At 25.0% G+C, this 22,897-nt stretch carries 17 protein-coding genes and 1 tRNA gene; 14 read left to right on the top strand and 4 right to left on the bottom strand.

All coding sequences use genetic code 11. The features are described from left to right. Positions 1-306 precede the first annotated feature (306 nt). The gene (locus ADFLV_RS11685; RefSeq protein WP_014474956.1) at positions 307-621 is read left to right on the top strand and encodes a hypothetical protein; all 315 of its coding nucleotides are present in this window, start codon (positions 307-309) and stop codon (positions 619-621) included. Between the two features lie 9 nt (positions 622-630). After that, positions 631-1,026 carry a hypothetical protein gene (locus ADFLV_RS11680; protein WP_014474955.1) on the top strand — a complete coding sequence of 132 codons (396 nt, stop codon included), beginning with the start codon at positions 631-633 and terminating at the stop codon, positions 1,024-1,026. 7 nt (positions 1,027-1,033) lie between these two features. Here ADFLV_RS11680 and ADFLV_RS11675 read toward each other — a convergent pair whose 3' ends face one another. The 3 genes from ADFLV_RS11675 to ADFLV_RS11665 form a co-directional block, all read right to left on the bottom strand. Continuing rightward, positions 1,034-2,938: a mechanosensitive ion channel family protein gene (locus tag ADFLV_RS11675; RefSeq protein ID WP_129011933.1), complete on the bottom strand. Its 1,905-nt coding sequence runs from the start codon at positions 2,936-2,938 to the stop codon at positions 1,034-1,036. An 84-nt stretch (positions 2,939-3,022) separates the two neighbouring features. Further along, positions 3,023-3,107 (bottom strand) — tRNA-Leu (locus ADFLV_RS11670). 71 nt (positions 3,108-3,178) lie between these two features. After that, positions 3,179-3,493, bottom strand: a complete 315-nt coding sequence (locus ADFLV_RS11665) for a F0F1 ATP synthase subunit C (RefSeq protein ID WP_014474953.1) — start codon at positions 3,491-3,493, stop codon at positions 3,179-3,181. A gap of 180 nt (positions 3,494-3,673) precedes the next feature. Here ADFLV_RS11665 and ADFLV_RS11660 point away from each other — a divergent pair, with 180 nt between their 5' ends. The 6 genes from ADFLV_RS11660 to ADFLV_RS11635 all read left to right on the top strand — a co-directional run bounded on the left by ADFLV_RS11660 (position 3,674) and on the right by ADFLV_RS11635 (position 11,554). Further along, positions 3,674-5,755, top strand: a complete 2,082-nt coding sequence (locus tag ADFLV_RS11660; RefSeq protein ID WP_129011934.1) for a hypothetical protein — start codon at positions 3,674-3,676, stop codon at positions 5,753-5,755. Between the two features lie 103 nt (positions 5,756-5,858). Next, complete coding sequence (locus ADFLV_RS11655) at positions 5,859-7,208, top strand: imelysin family protein (RefSeq protein WP_228712405.1); 1,350 nt, start codon at positions 5,859-5,861, stop codon at positions 7,206-7,208. Further along, entirely contained in the window at positions 7,177-8,577 is a 1,401-nt protein-coding gene (locus tag ADFLV_RS11650; RefSeq protein ID WP_228712406.1) for a di-heme oxidoreductase family protein, read from the top strand. The genes ADFLV_RS11655 and ADFLV_RS11650 overlap by 32 nt, the downstream gene beginning before the upstream one ends. Then, positions 8,577-9,524, top strand: coding sequence for an imelysin family protein (locus ADFLV_RS11645; RefSeq protein WP_129011937.1), 948 nt, complete (start codon positions 8,577-8,579; stop codon positions 9,522-9,524). Before ADFLV_RS11650 ends, ADFLV_RS11645 begins: the two co-directional genes overlap by 1 nt. Positions 9,525-9,528: 4 nt before the next feature. Further along, positions 9,529-10,491 (top strand): sterol desaturase family protein, encoded by a 963-nt coding sequence (locus ADFLV_RS11640; protein ID WP_129011938.1) that lies wholly within the window; start codon positions 9,529-9,531, stop codon positions 10,489-10,491. After that, positions 10,433-11,554 carry a cytochrome-c peroxidase gene (locus ADFLV_RS11635; protein WP_228712407.1) on the top strand — a complete coding sequence of 374 codons (1,122 nt, stop codon included), beginning with the start codon at positions 10,433-10,435 and terminating at the stop codon, positions 11,552-11,554. The genes ADFLV_RS11640 and ADFLV_RS11635 overlap by 59 nt, the downstream gene beginning before the upstream one ends. A gap of 67 nt (positions 11,555-11,621) precedes the next feature. Here the strand turns inward: ADFLV_RS11635 and ADFLV_RS11630 are convergent, their stop codons facing one another. Next, positions 11,622-13,514: a sensor histidine kinase gene (locus ADFLV_RS11630; protein WP_129011939.1), complete on the bottom strand. Its 1,893-nt coding sequence runs from the start codon at positions 13,512-13,514 to the stop codon at positions 11,622-11,624. 99 nt (positions 13,515-13,613) lie between these two features. Between ADFLV_RS11630 and ADFLV_RS11625 the strand changes: the two genes are divergently transcribed. The 6 genes from ADFLV_RS11625 to ADFLV_RS11600 all read left to right on the top strand — a co-directional run bounded on the left by ADFLV_RS11625 (position 13,614) and on the right by ADFLV_RS11600 (position 22,897). Beyond that, positions 13,614-14,318 carry an SDR family NAD(P)-dependent oxidoreductase gene (locus ADFLV_RS11625; protein ID WP_129011940.1) on the top strand — a complete coding sequence of 235 codons (705 nt, stop codon included), beginning with the start codon at positions 13,614-13,616 and terminating at the stop codon, positions 14,316-14,318. Between the two features lie 62 nt (positions 14,319-14,380). Continuing rightward, a complete protein-coding gene (locus tag ADFLV_RS11620; RefSeq protein WP_129011941.1) occupies positions 14,381-16,264 on the top strand; it encodes a methyl-accepting chemotaxis protein in 1,884 nt (627 codons plus the stop codon). Between the two features lie 95 nt (positions 16,265-16,359). Next, positions 16,360-17,001, top strand: a complete 642-nt coding sequence (locus ADFLV_RS11615) for a TetR/AcrR family transcriptional regulator (RefSeq protein WP_129011942.1) — start codon at positions 16,360-16,362, stop codon at positions 16,999-17,001. Beyond that, entirely contained in the window at positions 16,994-18,748 is a 1,755-nt protein-coding gene (locus ADFLV_RS11610) for a TolC family protein (protein ID WP_129011943.1), read from the top strand. Before ADFLV_RS11615 ends, ADFLV_RS11610 begins: the two co-directional genes overlap by 8 nt. After that, positions 18,748-19,839, top strand: a complete 1,092-nt coding sequence (locus ADFLV_RS11605; protein ID WP_129011944.1) for an efflux RND transporter periplasmic adaptor subunit — start codon at positions 18,748-18,750, stop codon at positions 19,837-19,839. The genes ADFLV_RS11610 and ADFLV_RS11605 overlap by 1 nt, the downstream gene beginning before the upstream one ends. A gap of 1 nt (position 19,840) precedes the next feature. Continuing rightward, positions 19,841-22,897, top strand: a complete 3,057-nt coding sequence (locus ADFLV_RS11600) for an efflux RND transporter permease subunit (protein WP_129011945.1) — start codon at positions 19,841-19,843, stop codon at positions 22,895-22,897.

Genomic DNA, 22,897 nt, shown 5'->3' with positions numbered 1-22,897 from the left:
ATTTAAAATTTAATATTATTTACATACGAAAATACTAGGATTCAAAATGAGAATAAAAGCATTTTTAACAAGTGGAAGATTTAAAATCATTAAAGTATTTAAATTTGATGAGATGAAAGCAATAGCTGCTGCATATCCACGTTGGGAGTATATTCTGTAAGTTTTTTTCTAAATTTTAGAAAATATTTTTATAAATAATGGCTATTTCTTAGCCATTATTTCTTCTTCAATCTTTTTTAATATTAGTTAATTATGATTTTGTTAATTGTTAAATGATAGAATAAAAAAAATCAAATTGGAAAAAATATGGGAATAAAAGATAAATTAAAAGAAAATTCAAATAAATTATTAAACATAGCAAGTGAAAATGCTACAAAAGCTTTTGATTATCCAAGAATAAAAAGTAAACAATTAAAAGAAGCAATAAATGCAAAAATTAGAGAAAAAGCAGTTCTTGCAACAAAAGCTAGACTTGTTGAAAATCATAAAACTTTTGATGATTATAGTGATGAAGAGTTAGAAATAATTATTGCAGATGAAGAGCGAAAGATTGTTGATGATTTGAAAACAAAATCTTTAGTAGTTGCACTTGCTGCTCTTGGTTTAAATTTCTTTGTTTAGGAATAAAATATGTTTAAACAAGTAAAATCTGCTGTTTTTTGGTATTATTTATTTAAATTTAGAAAAAGAATTACTTTAGTTGTTTTACTTTTGATTATTGCTCTTTTTGCAAATGTAATTTATAGTGATGTTGTGGAATATTTGAAATTAAAAGATAAACTTCAATATTTAGAAATTGCACTTATTTCGAAGTGGATAGTAATTATTTTTAATCTAGTTTTTTCTATTTATTTACTTCTAACGATGTTTAAGAAAGAGGAAATTCAAGAAGAAAAAAAGATTAAAAAAGAAAAAATTGTTGAACCAGTAAAAAAAGAGAAAGAAGAAAAATTTACACAAAGAGAAAAAGAATTTTTATATAAAAAAAAGATTCGATCAAAAGCTGATTTATTAGTAGAAAAATAGAAGAGATTTAATCTTCTATTTTTTCTTTTGTTTCATTATCATTTTTAAGAAAAATAGTTTGAGCAGGATATGCAAATGCACAGTTATTTTTTTCAACAAGTTTTGATATTTCAACCATAACTTCTTCTTTTGCAATTAACCATTCTTCCCATACTGGACTTTTTGAAAAACAGTAAACTAAAATATCAATTGAAGAACTAGAATATTCATCAACAAATACTAATAAAGTATTTTTTATTCCATCTAAATCTTCTCTTTTTATGGCTTCAAATGCTTTAGTTTTTGATATATTTATAGTTTTATTTGTTGCAATTTTTGGATGATTTAATAACATATCATGAATATCATTTTTAAGGTTTACAATATCTTCCATTTTACTTTCATAAGTTACACCTATACTCATTTTTATTCTTCGTCCAATTTTTCTTTTTGACCAGTTCATAATATGAGCATTTGCAATTTGAGAATTTGGAACAGTAATCATGGCATTATCAAATGTTCTAATTCTAGTTGTTCTCATTCTGATATCTACAACTGTTCCTTCAAAATCATTAGTTCTTATCCAATCCCCTTGTGAAAAAGAGTTATCAGTCATAATGTTTAATGAAGCAAAGAAGTTTGCAAGAGTATCTTTTGCAGCAAGTGCGATAGCAATACCTCCAACTCCAAGTGAAGCAGCTATTGCTTTTACATCAATTCCAAGCTGAGTGAATAAAAATAAAACTACAACCAAAATAAGTACAACTTTAATTATTTTTAAAATAAATACAATCATTTCTTTTCTAACATTTTGGTATTTTTCTAATAAATTTTGTGCGTATATAGAAATACTATTGTCTAAAATAGCATAGATTGCCCAAGTTAATAAAGCCATATAAATTGTATTAATCCAAGGCATAACACTGTTTATAAAAGTTTGATCTTTTACTAAAATGAACATTGAAAGTTGAATAGAAAAAAGGTATAAACTGTAGATTACAGGAGAATTAATTGCATCTTTTAGATGAAATAAAATATTCTCTTCTAAATTGTGATTTTTATCTTTTATAAGTAATTTTGATATAAAATTTGTAATTATTACAATTAAATATCTATTTATTAATCTAAAAAATAGAATTATTAATAATGCAATAATCAATTCACCAATAGAAAAATTTAGATGATATGAAGTTAAAGATGATATAAAAGAGATACCTTTTACATTATCAATTTTATCAATTAAATATTTTAGGTTAAATTCATCAATAAAAAAGTTTGAAGCTCTAAATTTTTGGATATTAGAATATAAATATTGCAAAACAAAAAGTTGTGTATGTTTTTGATTGTAAAGTTCGATATAATTATCAACTAAATCAGCTGATACTTTATTTACGCTACTGTTTTTTGATTCACTTTCATATAGTGAAGCGTAATCATCTAATTTGAAATTTTGAATTTGTTTAATGTTATTTTTTAAAATTTCTTCAAAATATTTTTTATTCCTAAATTCTTGTTTACCTAAAATAATATTTTTTAAAGTATCTTCATAAGTTGCTTTTTCTTTTAAAAATTCAACTCTTAATTCATCTCTTTTTACTGCAAGTGTATTTTTTTGAAGATTATTTGCATTTATTCTATTTGTTAAAAATAGTATTTCATTATCATAATAGTTTTTTTCAGGAAGAGTTGTTAAATATGATTCATTATTTATATTATTTATAACATCATCAACAAGTTTATTCTCTGAATCTATTTGGTCTTCTATGTTTTGTGTTAAATCATCTGTATTTGTTTGTTCTGTAGGTTTTGCAATAGCTTGTTGCTGTTGAGATTCTTTAGCTAATAATTTTATTGGAGTTGTTGGAATATCTTGTGATAGTAAAAATTGTGGTAAAAATAGAATTATAAATAAAAATTTATAGATATTTAACATTAAGATTCCTTAAGTGATTTTTGGCGAATTATAGTATTTTTATAGTTAGTTTAACTTGATATGAAAAGATTATTTTTTAATTATTGGTGCAGTTAGAGGGATTTGAACCCTCACGCGATTAAGCACGAGCCCCTCAAGCCCGCGTGTCTACCAATTCCACCATAACTGCAACGAAAAAGAGGTCAAGAAGAAAAACTTCTTGACCTCTTGAAGTATTTATTAAATCTGTAGATTTAAAGATTACCCTAAAAATGGATTTGCATATAATGCAATCATAGCAACAACAAGTGCATAAATAACTTGTGCTTCGATCATCGCTAAAGCAATGAACATAGTTGTCATTAATTTTCCACCTAAACCTGGGTTTCTAGCAGTACCAGCAATAGTTGCAGCAGCAGTATTACCCATACCAATAGCACCACCAAGTGCAGCAAGACCTAATCCAATTCCAGCAGCAACTACAGAGTATGCTTTTAAAGTTTCATTTACAACAGCTTCATCAGCAGCAAATGCAAAACCAGCGATAGCTAGCATTAAAAGAACGATTTTTTTCATTCTAGATTCCTTATAATTTTTATATATCTCAAAGTCTGTTCGGCTTGCGTATCCCTACTTAACACTTTGTGGCTGTGATTATAAAAAAATAAAACTAAAAATAAGCTAAAAGTTTTAAAATAGTTATTTTATAAACAATTTGTTATAATCATCGCACTTATGAAAAGAAGGTGCTTTTTTATGAAAAAATTATTTTTATCTCTTACTGTAATTATTGTTTTGCTTATTGGTTCTGTATATGGTATATTATTTACAAAATACGGAAATAAGATCATTTCATCATATATTGAAGGTAAAGTAAATAGTAAAGAAGAAAATGTAAAATTAAAAGTAAATAATTTTAGATTAACACTTAATACAATAAATTTTGAAGCAGTCATAAATGATGATTCTTATATAAATATTTCTGGTGATTTAGCAATATTTAAAAAAAGTGTAAATTTAAAATATGATATTAAAATAAATGAATTATCAAAATTAAAAAATTTAACAAATCAAGATTTAAAAGGTTCATTTTATACAAATGGAATTTTTAAAGGAGATAAACAAGAAGCAATTATTCAAGGTTTTTCAAATATAGCTACAAGTAAAACTAAATATTATTTAAATTTAGTTAATTTTGATATTAATAATATTTATTTGGAATTAACTGATGCAAAAATTGAGGAATTATTAAATCTTTTTAATAAACCTGAATATATAAAAGGTATTTTAACAATAAATGCAAATATTAAAAATATTGATATACACAATTTAGATGGATTATTAACTGCTAATATTTCTAAGGGTTTATTGAATAATGATGTATTTAATCAAGAATTTAAACAATCAATTCATACAGCAATTAATTTTCAAGGAGATATAAATGCTTCTTTATTATCTAATAAAGTAGATATAAAATCAGAACTTTTAAGTTCTATTGCTGATATCTTTATTGAAAAAGCACATATTAATTTGGATAATAATTCTTTAAATAGTGATTATAAGATTGATATTAAAAATTTAATTAAATTAGAAAGTGTAATTGGTAGAAAATTAAATGCTGAATTTAATACAAAAGGAAATGTTTCTGTTGAAAATAAAGTAATTTCAATAGAAGGAGATACCAATATTTTTGAAAGTTTATCAACTTATAAACTTCAATTAAAAGATTTTATTGCTCAAAATGTAGATTTTAAAATTGAAAATGCAAAAGTTGAAAAACTTCTTCATATGTTGGATGAACCTGTATATATGACAGGAGATTTAGATATAAAAGGTGAAATAAAAAATAGTTCATTAGATAAATTAGATGGAAATATTGTCTCTAAAATTTCAAATGCAAAAATTATAAATGAAGTTATAAATGCAGTCTTTAAACAAGAGTTGAAAGATACAATTACTTTAGATTCCGTAATTAATACTTCCTTAGTTCCTAACAAAGCTATATCAAAAATTAGTGTTTTATCAAATATTGGAAATATAAATATGGAAAAAGCAATTTTTGATTTTACAGAAGATTCTTTAAAAAGTGATTATTTGTTAAATATACCTTCTTTATCTAATATAAAAGATTTTACAAAAACTCAATTAAGAGGAAAACTTGATTTAAAAGGTGAAATTCAAAATGAAAAAGAAAATCTATTAATTAGTGGTAATTCAAATATATTAGGAGGAACTTTAGATTTTAATTTAAAAAATAGTGATTTTATTACTACATTAAATAATATAAATATGAAAGATTTATTATATATGATAAATAATCCAGAAGTATTTGATTCTAAGGCAAACTTCAAATTAAATTATGATTTATTAACTAAAAAAGGTAATTTAAATGGAACTTTATTAAATGGGCATTTTTTACCAAATGATTTTTCAAATATCATAAATCAGTTATCAAAATTTGATTTAACAAAAGAGGTTTATGAATCAGCAGAAGTAAATAGTGATATAAATGAAAAGCAGTTAATATCTGATTTAACTATGAAAAGTAAAAATACTCAAATTGATATAAAAGATTCTTTATTGGATTTTGAACAAAATTTAATAGATGCAAAACTTGATACTCAAATCAAGAAAAGTAATTTTTCAATAACTTTAAAAGGTGATATGAAAAAACCAACTATTTCTTTAGATACTAAAGAGTTATTAAAAAATGAAATAGATAAAAAGCTTGAAAAAAATAGAGATAAAATAGAGGAAAAACTAGACAAAGTTTTAGATGAAAAGATAAAAGATGAAAAAACAAAAGAGTTAATAAAAAATTTAAAATCTATATTCTAAATTATTTATGATAATAATTATCACTTTAAGAAGAAATGAAGTTTTTTTTTGATTTAATTCATTATGATAATTAATATTAAAATTAACAAAAAGGAATTAGATTATGAATTTAACTAAAAAAATGTTAGTTTCTTTCTCTGTTGTTGCAGCTATCGCTTTAACTTCAAATGCTGCAACTAATGCTGAACCAAAAAAATTTGAGCTTGCTCAGTCAAAATCAATTTTAGAAGCATATTCTGATATTGCTCTAGCAAATTATAGTGATACTTTAAAAGATGCAAAAGCATTAAAAGTTTCAATTGATACATTTGCAAAAAATCCAACACAAGCAAATTTTGATGCTGCAAAAAAAGCTTGGTTAGAATCAAGAGAATCTTATGGGCAAACTGAGATTTTTAGACTTTCAAATGGACCAATTGATGCGGAAGAAGGTTGGATTGCAGAAACTTATGGTTCATTAGAAGGACAAATTAATGCTTGGCCACTAGATGAAAATATGATAGATTATACAGTTGATGCAGATGGAAAATTAACTTCTGGAAATATTATTGATACTGTTGGAAAATTTAATCCAGGTGGAGAAGAATCAAAAGAAGTTGATGTTACAAAAATTACGGTTGATGCACTTACAGATTTAAATGAAAATGGTGGAGAAGCTAATGTTTCTACTGGATACCATGCAATTGAATTTTTATTATGGGGACAAGATCAAGATTATTCAAACTTTATGACAGATGCTGTAACTCCTGGAGCTATGACAGCTGGGCAAAGATCACTTACAGATTTTACTACAGATAAAAATGCAAAAAGAAGAATAGCTTATTTACAAGCAGCAACTGATAAATTAGTTGTAGATTTAGAATTAGTTACTTCTGCTTGGGAAAAAACTGTAAAAGGAAATAAAGGTTTATATCAAGCAGCAATTAAAGGTGAATTAAAAGGTAAAGATGCTTCAAAAAATATTGAAACAGAAGAAGCTTTAAAACAAATAATTGCAGGAATGGGTGTATTTATTAAATCTGAATTAGCAAATGAAAGAATTGCTGTTGCAGTTTTAACTCCTAGTGAAGAAGATGAACACTCTTGTTTCTCTGATAATACACACAGAGATATCTTAACAAACTACTTAGGATTTAAAAATATTTTAACAGCTACTTATAATGGTAAAAAATATGGTAAATCTTTATTTGATGCTGTAGATAAAGAGACAAAAGAAAGAATAGAAAAATTAATGTCTTCAATTGAAGAAAAAATTAATAGTATTGATGAAGTAGCAAAAACAAAAGCTCATTTTGATTATCAAATTAGACCTGATAATGAGCAATCAAAAGTTATTGTAAAATTAAAAAATGAGTTAAGAAAACTTGGTGATGAAATGGTTAATGTTGCAGCTGCAAATGGAATTAATTTAAGTACAGATGATGTTACTGATCCAGAAGAAACAAAAATTTAATTTTTCATTTTTGAAAAGAACTATTTTAATAAAAAGCCTTGTAGTAATATTTGCTACAGGGCTTTTTGCAGTTAATAATAGTGGTAATTTTTTATCAAATGATAAAAATAGTTCATTATTATTAAAGCCTATTAATAATCTAAATGACAAAGAGTATGATAAATTTATTTTAGGTAGAAGTTTTTTTTCTATTCCTTGGGTTGAAGCTCCAAGTGTAACAACTGCACGTGATGGATTAGGTCCACTTTTTAATGCAAACACTTGTGTTAGTTGTCATCCAAAAAATGGTAGAGGAACTCTTTTTGCAGATGAAAATTTATCTTCAAGATCTTTACTTGCAAGATTATCAATAAAATCAAATGATAGTGATGAACATAAAGAATATTTAATATATAAAGGTTTTGTACCTGAGCCAGTTTATGGAAATCAACTTTCAATAAATGGAATTTTTGGAGTTGATTATGAAGGAAAAATCAAGATAGATTTTGAAGAGATTAGAATAGTTTTTCCAGATGGAGAAAAACAAATCTTATTAAAACCAAAATATAATTTAGAAAATTTGAATTATGGAGAATTAAATAAAGATGTAAATATCTCTTATCGAATTGCTCCAAGTTTGAATGGAATGGGATTAATAAGTTTGATTTCACATGAAGATATATTGGCAAATGTTGATGAAAATGATTCAAATAATGATGGTATTTCGGGACGTGCAAATTTTGTCTATTCAAATATTACAAAAAAAAATGAACTTGGAATTTATACTTGGAAAGCAAGCGTTGGCTTTTTAAAAGAGCAAGTGGCAGGTGCAGCTTCAAATGACATGGGGTTAACAACTACAATATTCCCTGATGGAAATTGTACAAAATATCAAAAAGAGTGTAATGAAGCACCAAAACCAAGAGATATGATAGATTTACCTGATGATAGATTGGATGCTGTAACATATTATTTAAAAAATATTAAAACTTATGAAGCTAAAAAAACAAAAGAATATGAAGAGGGATTATCTTTATTTGAAGCTATTTCATGTTCGAAATGTCATATAAGTAGTTTTAATACAAAAAAAGGTTTCAAAATATCTCCTTTTTCAGATTTTTTACTTCATGATATGGGTAAAGATTTAGCAGATGGAAGAGTTGAATTTATGGCAAACGGTAATGAGTGGCGAACTGCACCTTTATGGGGATTGGCACTTCACGAAAAAATAAATAAAGAAAAACCAAGACTTTTACATGATGGAAGAGCAAGAAGTTTTCAAGAAGCCATTTTATGGCATGGTGGTGAAGCTCAAAATAGTAAAGAAAACTATATGAATTTACCAAAAGAACAAAGAGAAAAATTGATTAAATTTTTAGAGGAATTATAATGATAAAAAAAGTTTTACTTTTGATGTTTTTTTCTGCATCAATGATTTTTGCTCAAGATAGAGCACTTTTAAATATAGTTAAAAATGTATCTATTCCAAATGTTGAAATAGCAATTAAAGATGCAAAAATTTTAAAAGAAGATATTAATGATAAAAATTTTACGAATTTTATAAAAGATTGGAAAAAAGTTGAAGCAATCTATTTTGCAGGAGAGATTGATGATGATTATTTAGATACACCAAGATTTATGGATGTTTTTAATAATCTAAAAGAAGATTTAAATTCTCAAATGCAAAGGGTAATTGATGGGAAAGATGAGCCCAAAAAAGCTCTATTTAAAAACTCTTTTAAGACTGTAAATGCTTTGGAATATGTTTTATATAATGATAAAGAGTTGACTTTAAGAGAAAAAGAGTTAGCAAAAGTAATTATTGATTCTTTAATTTCTTATTTAGAAGAAATTAAAGGTGTTTATGAAGAGTATTTAACTTCAAAACCAAAAGATGAAAAACTTGAAAATGCAATAATTATAAATACTTTAATAGCAAGTTCATATAGACTAAAAGAGTGGAGAGTTGGTAATCCTGCTGGATTATCATCGAAATTTAAAAATGATCCTAAAAATAATAGAGCAGAGTATTTTTTAAGTCAAAATTCATTTGCAGCTATAGATGCAATTTTAGATGCACAAAAAGAAGTTTTAGAAGAAAAAAAATATTACAGTTTTTCAAATATAGCTAAAAATTTAAATGCTCAAAAAGAGTTAGAAACTGCTTTAAATAAAATCAATGAAGCAAAAGTAAATTTATCAAAATTGAAAAAAGATGATTTTTCAAATGCAAAAGATTTATTTACAAGTTTAAGAGAATTACATAATGCTTATTATTTATCTTTAATTGAAAAACTAGGTTTAAGTCCAAATGTTTTAGATGCTGATGGAGATTAATTAAGTGAATGATTTTTTTGCACTTGAATATTTAATAAACCCAAGTAAAAGACTTTTTTGGGTTTATATTATTAGTTCAATGGTACTTGCAATGATTTATTTTTATATTACAAAAAAAAATACGAGAGTAATCACTTCTTCAAAACTTTGGTTACACCCAAGTGCAAAGTTAGATTATTACTATTTTTTTTTATCATATTTTATAAATATTTTTTTATTGATTCCATTTATTATAAGTGCAAAAAGTGTTGCTTTATTTGTAAATAAAGAGTTGTATTTATATTTTGATTATTATGAAAATGAATTATTTTCATATAAACAAATAGTTTTAATGTATACAATGTGTATATTTATTGTAAGTGATTTTTCAAGATATTGGTTACATAGATTTTTGCATACTATCCCATTTCTTTGGGAATTTCACAAAGTTCATCATAGTGCAAAAGTTTTAACCCCTATAACATTTTATAGGGTTCATCCAGTTGAAAATTTTTTATTTGGACTTAGATACTCTTTAAGTGTGGGAGTAGTAACAGGAGTTTTTATATATCTATTTGGAGCAAAAATAGATATTTATATGGTTTTTGGAGTTAATATAGTTTTATTTATATTTTCATTATTTGGCTCAAATCTTAGACACTCGCATATTCCATTTTCTTATGGAAGTTTTTTAGAGAAGTGGTTACTTTCTCCAAAACAGCATCAAATTCACCATGATAAAAAACATTTTAATAAAAATTACGGTGGTTACATAGCTATTTGGGATAGAATTTTTGGCTCACTTTGTTTATCAAGAGAAGTAAAAATTCTAAAATTTGGTCTAAGAGTTGAGCAAATGAAAGATTATTTATCTTTAAAAGATTTAATTTTAACACCATTTTATAATTTATTAAAAAAAGGGGGATTTAGTGAAAAAATCAAGTTTACTAATTTTGATGTTTTTAAGTTTTTCAAGTCTAAATGCTAATGATGTCTTATCAAAAGAGGCTTTAGGACAGGTTTTATATTTTGATGTGAATTTATCACATAATAGAACACAAAGTTGTGCTACATGTCATAATCCAAATAGTGGATTTATTGATGATAGAGATAATGGTGTAAATAAAATGGTTTCTTTAGGTGATGATGGTAAATCATTAGGGGATAGAAAAGCACCAACTGCATCTTATGCAAAATTTTCTCCAAAATTTCATTTTGATGAGAAAAAACAAAAATATGTTGGTGGACAGTTTTGGGATGGAAGAGCTGCAACTTTAGAAGAACAAGCAGGTGGTCCACCATTAAATCCAATAGAAATGGGAATGGCAAGTAAAAAAGAGATAGTTGACAGAATAAAAGAGAATAGTTTGTATGTTGATTCATTTAAAAATATTTTTGGTAAAGATATATTTGAAGATGAAAATAAAGCTTATGATGCGATGACTATAGCAATTGCTTCATTTGAAAGAACTGAAGAGTTTTCTCCTTTTGATTCTAAATATGATAGATATTTAAAAGGTGAATATGATTTAACTCCACTTGAAGATTTGGGTAAATCAATATTTTTCTCAAATAACAATAATTCATGTGCAAATTGTCATGTTCTAAAAGGTGAAGATAAAGCTGGCGAAACATTTACAAATTATGAGTATCATAATATTGGAACTCCTGAAAATAAAGAAGTAAGAGCTAAAAATGGAGTAAAAGTTATCGATGAAGGTTTATTAGCTAATCCAAATGTAACTGATACAAACCAAAAAGGAAAATATAAAGTTCCAACACTTAGAAATGTAGCTGTAACAGCTCCTTATATGCATAATGGAGTATTTAAAGATTTAAAAACAGTTGTAGAATTTTATGATAAATATAATAATAAAGAAAGAACTATAAATCTTGAAACTGGGAAACCTTGGGATGAACCTGAAGTTAAAGATACTATTTCAATAAAAGAGTTAAGAGCAAATGCGCTAAATGATAGAAAAATTGAAGCATTAGTTGCATTTATGAAGTTACTAACTGATAAAAAATACGAATATTTATTAGATAAATAGAAGAGTTAAAAGAAGTTATTTTTAATATTATCAACTAAAAAATATAAATAATGCAGAAAATAAAAGGTTAACTTTTTTCTGCATTTAATTCTATAGTGATTTCAAGTCCTAAATAATCAATATTTCCATAATTTATTTTCGTATTATTTATTTTTAGACTTCCATTCATATGTTTTGAAATTATCTCTTCTGTCATATAAAGACCAATTCCCGTCCCTTTTGCCTGATGTTTTGTAGTAAAATAGGGTTCACAAACTTTATCTATAATCTCTTCTTTTATTCCACCTGCATTATCTTTTATTTTTATTATTGATTTGTTATTTTCAATATAACTATTTATAAAAATTAATTTAGGGTAATCTTTTTCTAAAAGCGCATCTTTTGAATTGTTTAAGATATTTATAAGTGCTTGAATAAATTCACTTTCATACCCATAAATTTTGAAATCCTCAATTTTATTTATAAATGAAATCTCGTGATTTTTAAATTGGGCACTAAGTAATTTAAAAGCTTTTTCAAATGATTCTTCAATACTAAAATATGTCTCTTCTTTATCAGATTTAAAAAAGTTTCTAAAATCATCAATTGTTTTTGATAAGTATAAAGCAGAATTAGTTATGTTTTCTATTGATTCATTAAATGATACATCATCTAAATTTTCTAACTCTTTTTGAAGTTTCATTCTTGTTGCTGCTGTTGTTATAAGAGAAAGAGGTTGTCTCCATTGATGAGCGATATTTCCAAGCATTTCTCCCATCGCAGCCATTTTTGATTGTTGAGAAAGAATATGTTGTTGTTTTTTTAACTCAAGTTTATAGTTTAAAAATTTTTTTTCTAATCTTTTTGATATATATAGAGAAATAGTTAATAAAATAAGAGTAAGAATAAAAGTGATTATAAAAATATTTTTTATTTTTTTGTTAAATTTTTCATTTAATTCTAAACTTTTTTCTTCAATAATTTGATTCATATGATTATGAAAAAAACCTTTTCCCAAAATCCATTTCCAGCTAAATAATCCTTTTACATAACTTGTTTTTGTAAGAGGCATTTCCTTATCTGTTATTTGGTAATCATATGTGAGAAAACCTCCACCATCTTTTGATATATTCCAAATATCATTAAATAAAGTTCTCTCTTTATTAGAATCTATTTTCTGAAAAGTTCTATCAATTAAATTATCAACTTTTTGAAAAAGTGTTTTTTTATCGTAATCTAAAATAAAAAAGTAGTCATTTTCATTTGTTTTTAATTTTGAGATATATTCTAAAATCTCATTTTTCATATTTTCTTCAAAATCAGTTACATATTCTCCACTTCCAATAAACCAATCATATGGTTTAAAATGTACATTAAAACCAATCTTTTTGAAATCTTTTTTAGTTAAATCATTAGGTTTTGCATAATACCAAGATAAAAATGCTTCATCTCTATCTTGGAGGCTTTTTACAATTTCTCTTGCTAAAAACATACCTTTTGTATCTTGAAAGTTATAAACAAATTTTCCTTCATTTTCCCTATTTATAGGAAGTAAAATACATTCATAATCAAAAGTATAGATAAAAATATAACCTCGACCATCGTTGAATCTTATATCAACTAACGCATCTTTTATCATTTTGATTATTTCATCTTTAGTTTTAGTATCTTTATTTTCATTATAAATTCTTGTTGCTATATTATTGGCTTCAAGAACTCTTTCTCTAATATTTCTTTTTAATTTTTCTTCTGTTTTCTCTTGCGTTCGGATAATTAAATCATATAAATTTTCAACTTCAGTTTTTACAAAATCTTGATTTCTTTTTAGAAATTCATTTTTTAAAAATATTTTCTCTTTTTCTAATTCATCTTGTTTTTCAAAATATAGAAAAATTGAGATTAGTAAAGAAAGGGATATAATAAATATTATGGGAGTATATTTTATGATATTTATAAGAGATTTCTCATTTTTATAAATCATTTTTTTCCTATTTGTTGATAGATTTATTCTAACAAAATTTAAATTTTAATAAAATGACCAAGGTCAATGGTTTTGATATTATAAGTTAAAGGAGAGAGAATGTCAAAAAGAGTATTAATTACAGGTGGAAATAAAGGAATTGGATTAGCAGTTTCAAGAGCAATGTTAGAGTTTGGATATGAAATAATTATTGTTGCCAGAGATTTTGTAAATTGTCCTTTAGTAGGTGTTGAAAAGGTAACTTGTATTGAATATGATTTATCAGATGTTGATGGTTTAAAAGAGTTATCAAAAACTGTAGGAAATATAGATATTTTAATAAATAATGCAGGATATATGCAACCAAAGTATTCTTATAATAACTACCCAAAAGAAGCACGCGAACATATAATGAATGTTGATTTATATACTCCTGTTGAGTTGATAAATATTTTTAGTGAACATATGAAAAAACAAAAATATGGAAGAATCGTAAATACAGCGTCAATTGCTGGGCAAATTGGACATCCAGATGTTTGGTATGGAATAGCAAAAGCAGGGCTTATAAATGCTACAAAAATTTATGGAAAACTTTTAGGTGCATATGGGATAACTGTAAATTGTGTGGCTCCAAGTCCAACTGAAACTGATATGCAAAAAGATAATAGTGAAGAGAGAAAAGCAGAGTTTAAAAAAACAGTTGCAACAGGAAGATTTGCAGAACCTGAAGAGGTTGCAAAAGCTATAGTTTGGCTAGCAACAGATTGTCCAGAGTACATAAATGGTATCTGTATAGATATAAATAATTGTTCATATCCAAGATAATAATAAAATATTAAGAAAAATTATTATAGTCTTCCGCCCTTATTTCGCTCTTAAGGGGTTTTATGTTCAAAAATTTTTCTATTAAGAAAATATTAGTTTTATCTGGGATTTTAATAGTTCTAATTTCTTTGCTTAATTTAGTAGTTAATATCTTTTTATTATCTTCTGTTGAAAATAGAGTAAAAGAGAAAGAAAAAGAGATTTTACCTACGGTATTTAATTTTTTAGAATTACAAAAAGATGTAACTCAAGTGCAACAATGGCTTACAGATGTTTCTGCTACAAGAGGAGCAGAAGGATTTGATGATGGATTTAATATAGCAAAAGATTATTCTTTAAAAGCAAATGAATTGCTAGATAAAATGATAGCTGAATATAAAAATAAAGATGAAATTTTAGTAAAAGATTTAAACGAGTTCAAAAATGATTTTAATAAATTTTACGAAGTAGGCTTTAAAATGGCGAATACATATGTAAAATTTGGTCCTTCTGAGGGAAATAAAATCATGGAAGAACTTGATCCTTTTGCTGAAAAATTAACTACAAAACTAGCAAAATGGATTGATTTAAATTTTAAAATCAATAGTGAGAAATCTATAGAAATAGAAAAAACAATAGACTTTACTCAAAAAAATCTAGTTATTTTAGGACTTATAATCATAATAGTAAATTTAGTGATTTTTGCTATTTTAGTTACTCGAATTTCAAATTCAATTAATATTTTCCAATCGGGATTATTGTCATTTTTTACTTATCTAAATAAAGAAACAAACACTGTAGAAACTTTAGATGATAGTGTAAAAGATGAGTTTGGAAAAATGTCTAAAATCATAAATGAAAATATAATAAAAACTAAAAACATTATAGAAAGTGATGAGAAGTTTTTACAAGAAGTTGGAAAAGTTGTAGTTGAGGTAAATAAAGGAAGTTTAACAAAACGATTAGAAAATAAAGTTGAATCTGAAAATCTTGAAAAATTACGAAATAGTATGAATCTAATGCTTGAAAAATTAAATGAAATTGTTGGAAAAGATACAAACAAAATTTTAGAAATTTTAGATAGTTTTGGAAAATTAGATTTTAGAAATTCTATAGATAATGATAATGGAAAAATTCCTTTGGCTTTAAATAATGTAACAAAATTGATAAATGATATGTTAGTTGAAAACAAATCAAATGGATTAACTTTACAAAATAGTTCAAATATTTTGATGTCAAATGTTGAAACATTAAGTTCTTCTTCAACTCAAGCAGCTGCAAGTCTTGAAGAAACAGCAGCAGCCTTAGAAGAAATAACTTCAAATATTGCTAGTAATAATGATAAAGTTATTGAGATGTCAAGATATGCAAATGATTTAACATCATCTGCAAATGAAGGTCAATCTTTAGCAAGTGAAACAACAGAAGCTATGAATGAAATAGATAAAGAAGTAAATGCAATAAATGAAGCAATAACTGTAATAGACCAAATTGCATTCCAAACAAATATTTTATCACTTAATGCAGCTGTTGAAGCAGCAACAGCAGGAGAAGCAGGAAAAGGTTTTGCAGTTGTTGCACAAGAAGTGCGAAATTTAGCAAATAGAAGTGCTGAAGCTGCAAAAGAAATAAAAGATTTAGTACAAAATGCTACAAATAAGGCAAATGAAGGAAAAGCAATCTCTGATAAAATGATTCTTGGTTATAATAATCTTAATGAAAACATTTTAAAAACAATGGATTTAATAAAAGATATAGAAAATTCATCAAAAGAACAACTTGCAGGAATTGAACAAATAAATGGTGCAGTTACAGAACTTGATCAACAAACACAACAAAATGCAAATGTTGCTATGCAAACAAAAAATGTTGCTCAAAGTACATTGACAATAGCAAATAGAGTTGTAAAAAATGCAAATGATAAAGAATTTATTGGTAAAGATGAAGTAAAAGCTAAAGTTTTATAAAAATTTTAAAAAGGTAGTTTTTACTACCTTTTTTTTTAAGTCTTAATTTAGAACAAATGTTCTAATATTAGAGCAATTGTTCTAAAAGGTAAAAATTGAAAACTACAAAATCAAAAATTATTGAAACTTCTATAAATCTTTTTAATGAAAAAGGTTGTCTAAACACTTCAACACGGCATATAGCTGATAAATTAGGAATTAGTATTGGTAATTTGTATTATTATTTTAAAAATAAAGAAGAAATTTTAATTGAAATATTTATTGATTATATGAATATTATTTTCAAAGAAATGAAAAATTTAAATTATGAAAAAGATGAAATTTTCTTACTTAAGAATTTTTTATTAGATAATTTAGAAACAGATTATAATTATAGATTTTTACATTTAGAAATGAATTTATTACTTATCTCTTTCCCAAAGTTTAGAAAAATAATGGAAGATGAGTTAAAAAATGAAATAAAACTTATAAAACAACTATTAAATCATCAAATAAAATATGGTTATATAAAAGATATTGAAGAGCATGAAAAGAATTTTTTAGTGAGTAATTCTTGGATAATTTCAACAAATAATTTATCATATTGGAATCTTTTATCAAATGACTTAAGAAAAAATGTAAGAAGAGGTTCTCTGAATATTTACTTTTTTATCAAACCTTATTTAACATCAAAAAGTTTAAATGATAAATCAATAAAAGATATAGAAGAGATTTTATTAAAGGATTTTTGTGAATAAATATTTTTTAACTACATTATTTTTTTTATTTTCAAGTAATTCTTATGCAAAGAGTTATGAGTTAAATTTTTTAGTTGATGTTAATTCTGAAAAATATGTAAAAGAGATAAAAAATGAAACAAAAGCTTTATTTTCAAGTGATGATAAAATAAATTTCAAAATAGATATTTGTAAAGATTCTTGTGAAACTAAATTAGAAAGTTATGATTTTTCTTTATTACAAGAGACAAAGAAGTTAAAAAATAGTTCAAATTCTATACTGACTTATAATCATATATATTCAGAATATGATGAAAGTAAATTAATACGAGCTAGTGCTTTGATTATCTTTGAATATTTAAAAGAGAATAAAAAGAATAAATATTTACATTTAGAAAATGAATTTCTTGAAGAAAAAAAACAAGAGATAAAAAGTGAAAATAATATAGATTTAAAAGATTTATTTTCTTTAGCTAAACAGAACAATCTTCAAATTTTACAAAGTTTAAATAGTATGAAATTAAGTAAATTAGATGTTGATGAATCAAAAACTAACTATAAACCACAAATTGATTTTTATTCAAATCTAATTCAAATAGATGGTGATAGGGCAAAATACAGTAGTGGTTTGTATAGTGAAGGGACAGTTGATGTTGGTGTAAAACTAACACAACTGATTTATTCAGATAAAGTAATAAAAAATATAAAAATCAAAGAATTACTTGAAAAATCAAATAAAAATGGTGTTAAGGCAAAAGTTGATGAAGTTTTTTACAGTGTAGTGTTAACCTACTTAAATATTATAAAAGCAAATAATCATAATGATATTATGAAAATCAAACAAAATTTTATCAAACAAAATCTAAGTTTTGCAAAACAAAGAGTAGAAATAGGTGTTCAAGATAGAAGTGATATTTATAGATGGGAAAGTGAATTAGCAAATGTAAATATAGAATTAGCAAACTCTATAAAAGAATTAGATTCTTTAAAAATAGAGTTAGCAAATCTTTTACAAATAAATAAAAATTTCTCTTTTTTTGATTATGGAATGGAATCAAAAATTTTTAAAATTTTAAATCAAGACTCAATAAATTTTATTTCAAATGAAAAAGTACAAGAGTTATTTTTAGATGAGATTATTTATTCTCATTCTACGTTAAAACAATTACATGATTTAATAGTTGCAAAAAATGAAGAATATAAGATGAACAAAGCTTCAAGATATTTACCAACTATTGCTTTTGAAGGAAATGCAAGAAAAATTGTAGATAGATATGCGCAAGGTTCAAATACTACTAGATATTGGGATAATGACGAATATCAAGCAGTTATAAATTTAACTTTACCTATTTATGAAGGTGGATTAAAATCTGTAAATATTGAAAAAAATGAAGTTGAATTACTCAATTTAAAACTTCAATATAATGAAATAAAAAATCTGATTGAAAAAAATGTAGAACAAAACTATGATTCTTTAAAAAAATCTTATGAAAAAATATCTTTTTCAAAAACAGCTCAAGAGTTTGCCCAAAAGAATTTTGAACTAATTCAAGATAGATATAAAATGGGAAATGAAAATATTATTTCTTTATTAGATGCTCAAAATGCTTATATAGTTTCAAGATTAAATGAAAATATTTCAATAATTGATTATTTGATTGATTTAAGTTCAATCTACTATTTTAGTGGAAATATTGATATTTTAATCGATATAAACAAAAAAGATAATTTAGAGAAAAAAATATTAAAAGTAACAAAGGAATCATAATGATAAAAATTTTATTAATTGGATGTTTACTTTTTTTTACAGCTTGTCAAAAGAAAGAAGAAGCTAAAAAAGAAGAGAGTAAAAAATCAGTTTTTGTGGTAAAACCTACAATAAAAGATGATTTAGAAAAAAGAATTTTTAATGCCGTTGCTTCTTCTTCAAATGAAACAAAACTTAGTTTTAAAGTCCAAGGAAATTTGAACTATTTTAAAATACAAATTGGTGATGAAGTAAAAGAGAATAGTTTGATTGCTAAACTTGATTCTAAACCTTATGAATTAAAAGTTTCTCAAGTAAATTATGCATTAAGTGAAGCAATAGCTAGTTTACAAAATGCAAAAAATTCTTATGAAAGAGTAAAGAAATTATATATAAATCAAAATGCAAGTGTAAGTGATATTGATAATGCTAGAAGTTCTTTTGAAGCAAATAAAGCAAAAGTTGAAAATATAAAAAAAGAGTTAGAATATGCAAAACTCCAACTATCTTATACAGAGTTATATTCTCCGATAAATGGAGTAATTGGAGCAAAATTTGTAAATGAAAATGAAAATGTAGCAGTTGGTACACCAATAGTTTTGGTAAGTGATAAGTTTGTTGATGAGGTTAGAATACATGTTCCAGAAATATTTATAAATAAAATTAAAAAAGAGGATTTTGTAAAAGTATTTTTTAATTCAATAAATATAGTTGTAAATGCAAAAATTTCAGAAATATCAAAAGTTGCTTCTTCAAATGAAAAAACATATTTAGTAATAGTAAAACTAGAAGAAAAAAATCCTTTGATTAAAGTAGGGATGTCAGCAGATGTTTATTTTAATTTTGAAGAAAAAGGAAAAGAATTAGTCTATTTAATACCTTCAAATTCTGTTTTAAATGATAAAGATGGTTACTTTGTTTATAGGATAGAAAAAAAAGCTAATGAATATTTTATAAATAGAAAAAATATTGAAGTTGGTAACTTACAAAAAGAAGGATATGAAGTAATAAGTGGTTTAAATGAAAATGATTTAGTTTTAAAAGCTGGAATGAGTGAAGTTTTTGAAGGTATGGTTGTTGTTATAGGAAATGAAAAAGAGTTAGGACAATAGTATGAATATTACTTCCTTTGCTTTAAAAAATGACAAAGTAACTATTGTTTTTGCTATTTTAATTTTTATTTATGGAATTCTCTCTTTTTTAGATTTGCCAAGAGCAAAAGACCCTGGATTTATAATAAGAACTGCAACAGTTGTGACATATTTCCCTGGAGCAAGTGCAAAAAGAATAGAGCAACTTGTAACTGATAAATTAGAAAAAAAGATTCAAGAAATGAGTGAAATTGATTTTATTAAATCAACTTCAAAAAGTGGTGTTTCTATCATTTTTGTAAATATTTTGGAAAAACATAAAAATATGCGTCCAATTTGGGATAGTTTACGAAGAAAAGTAGATGATGGAGCAAGAGAACTTCCTGATGGCGCTTTAAAACCAATAGTAAATGATGAGTTTGGGGATGTTTATGGTTCTTTGATTTCTATTTCTAGTGATGGTTTGAGTAAAGCCGAACTTGAAGATATTGCAAATGATACAAAAGATGTTTTTTTAAGATTAAATGATGTTGCAAAAATAGATATTATTGGTATACAACCTCAAGTTGTTTATGTTGAATTTGATAACTCAAAATTAGCTAGATTGAATTTAAGTGCTAGTTATTTAAAAAATATTTTAGAGAGTAAAAATATTGTACTTTCTGGAGGAAATATCAAAATAGAATCAAGTAGATTATCTATTGAGCCATCTGGAAATTATGAAAATATAGAACAAATATCAAATACAATAATTCCTTTAAATACGGGAGAAAAAGTCTATTTAAAAGATATTGCAAATATAAAATCTGATTATAAAAATCCAAGTTCTTTGGTAGTTCAAAAAGATGGTAAAGATTCGATTATTTTAGCAATTTCTATGAAAAAAGATGGTGATATTATCAAGCTTGGAGAAGAGATAGATATTTTGACAAAACAAGTTCAAGATAAACTTCCTTTAGGAGTAAAACTTGATAGATTATTTAATGAACCAAAAATTGTAGACCATATTATAAATAATTTTGTGAATAATCTTCTTCAAGCTATGGTGCTTGTTATTTTAGTAATGCTTTTTTCTTTGGGTTTACGAACTGGATTAATAGTAGCTTTTTTAATTCCAATGTCGATATTAACCTCATTTATAATTATGTCAGTTTTTGATATTTGGTTAGATCAAGTTTCACTTGCAGCTTTAATTATCTCTTTAGGATTACTTGTTGATAGTGCAATTGTTATGAGTGAATCAATTATGGTTTTGATGCAAAAAGGAAAAAATGTAGTTGAGGCCTCAATTCAAAGTGCAAATGAGTTAAAAATACCTCTTTTAACATCAGCTCTTACAACTTCAGCAGCTTTTTTACCAATTTTTTTAGCTAAATCAAGTACAGGAGAATATACAAACTCTATATTTAAAGTTGTGACAATTACACTTTTATCTTCATGGGTTTTAGCTCTTACTTTAACGCCTGTTTTAAGTAAATATTTTATGAAAAAAGATTTAACTAAAGAGTTAAAACAGAGTAGGGCGATTAGATTTTATAGATATTTCTTAAATCTTTTACTAAATCATAAAGTAGCTATTGTTATTGTGGTTGTTTTATTGTTTATTAGTTCTTTGAAAGTATTAGATTTTGTACCAAAAAAATTCTTCCCAGAAGCAACGGAATCGACATTTACAGCTGAAATTAGACTTCCAATAGGAACAGCAATAGAGACTACAAAAGAGAATGTTGAAGTTATAGAAAAATATATAAAAGAGAAATATATGTCATCAAAAGATGGTGATAATGAAGTTATAAATTTTGTCTCTTTTATTGGTGAAAGTGCACCTAGATTTTGGTTGTCTTATGAACAAGAGTTGGCAAGTAGTGAATATAGTACAATTTTGGTAAATACAAAAGATACTGAAGTTTTACCAAAAATTGAAGAAGATATAGAAAATTTTGCAAAATCAAAATTCCCAGATATGCAAATAAATGCAAAAACTTTAGCAATGGGACCGCCAGTTAAAAAACCAATAGAAATAAGAATTAGTGGAAAAGATACTAATAAACTTTTTGAATTAAGTTCAAAAGTAAAACAAGAATTATCTAAATTTGAAGGAGTTAAAAATATTGTTGATGACTGGGGAATTAGAAATAAAAAATTAGTCATTCAGATTGATGAAGCAAAAGCTTTAAAAGAAGGTATTTCAAATCTTGATATTGCTATTTCTTTACAAACAAATCTAAGTGGTTTTGAAGTGGCAACTTATAGAAAAGATGACAAATTGATTCCTATTATTCTTCGTTCAAATGAAGAGACAAAAGATGATATAAATAGATTGCAAACAGTAAATGTATATTCTCAAACAAGTGGAAAAAATATCTCTTTATCTCAAGTTGCAACAATACAAGTAGTTTATGAAGAATCAAATATAATAAGAAGAGATAGGTTAAAAACAATAACAGTTGGAGCAGAAATAGAAGATGGCTACAATGCACTTTTGATTTTTGAAGAGATAAAACCTTGGCTTGAGCAGTTTTCAAAATCTTTTGAACTTGGATATTATTATGAGTTTGGAGGAGAATATGAAGCTTCTGGAAAAGCAAATGATTCAATAGTTGTAAATCTTCCAATAGCTTTTATGTCAATTTTACTTTTGATGGTTGCGCAGTTTAATTCAATAAAAAAACCTTTGATTATATTAACTTCAATTCCATTGGGAATAATTGGAGTTTCTTATGGATTATTTATTACAAATTCATATTTTGGTTTTATGACTCTTCTAGGGATTATCTCTCTTTCTGGAATAGTTATAAATAATGCAATTGTTTTACTTGAAAGAATAAAAATAGAAGAAATAGAGAATGGTTTTTCACCATATAAAGCTATAATTGAAGCTAGTATTAGTAGATTTAGACCGATTGTTTTAACAACACTTACAACTGTTTTAGGACTTGTTCCTTTATGGTATAGTGGTGGAATTATGTGGGAACCAATGGCTATTTCTATAATATTTGGTTTAATGGTTTCAACTATTTTAACTTTGGTTTTTACACCAGTTTTATATTCGATATTTTATAAAATAAAAAAGGATTAA

The sequence above is a fragment of the Arcobacter defluvii genome (genome assembly GCF_013201725.1).
GTDB classification, from domain to species: domain Bacteria; phylum Campylobacterota; class Campylobacteria; order Campylobacterales; family Arcobacteraceae; genus Aliarcobacter; species Aliarcobacter defluvii.
The sequence above is the reverse complement of the archived record's forward strand: the minus strand, read 5'-3'. Positions and strand labels throughout refer to the sequence as shown.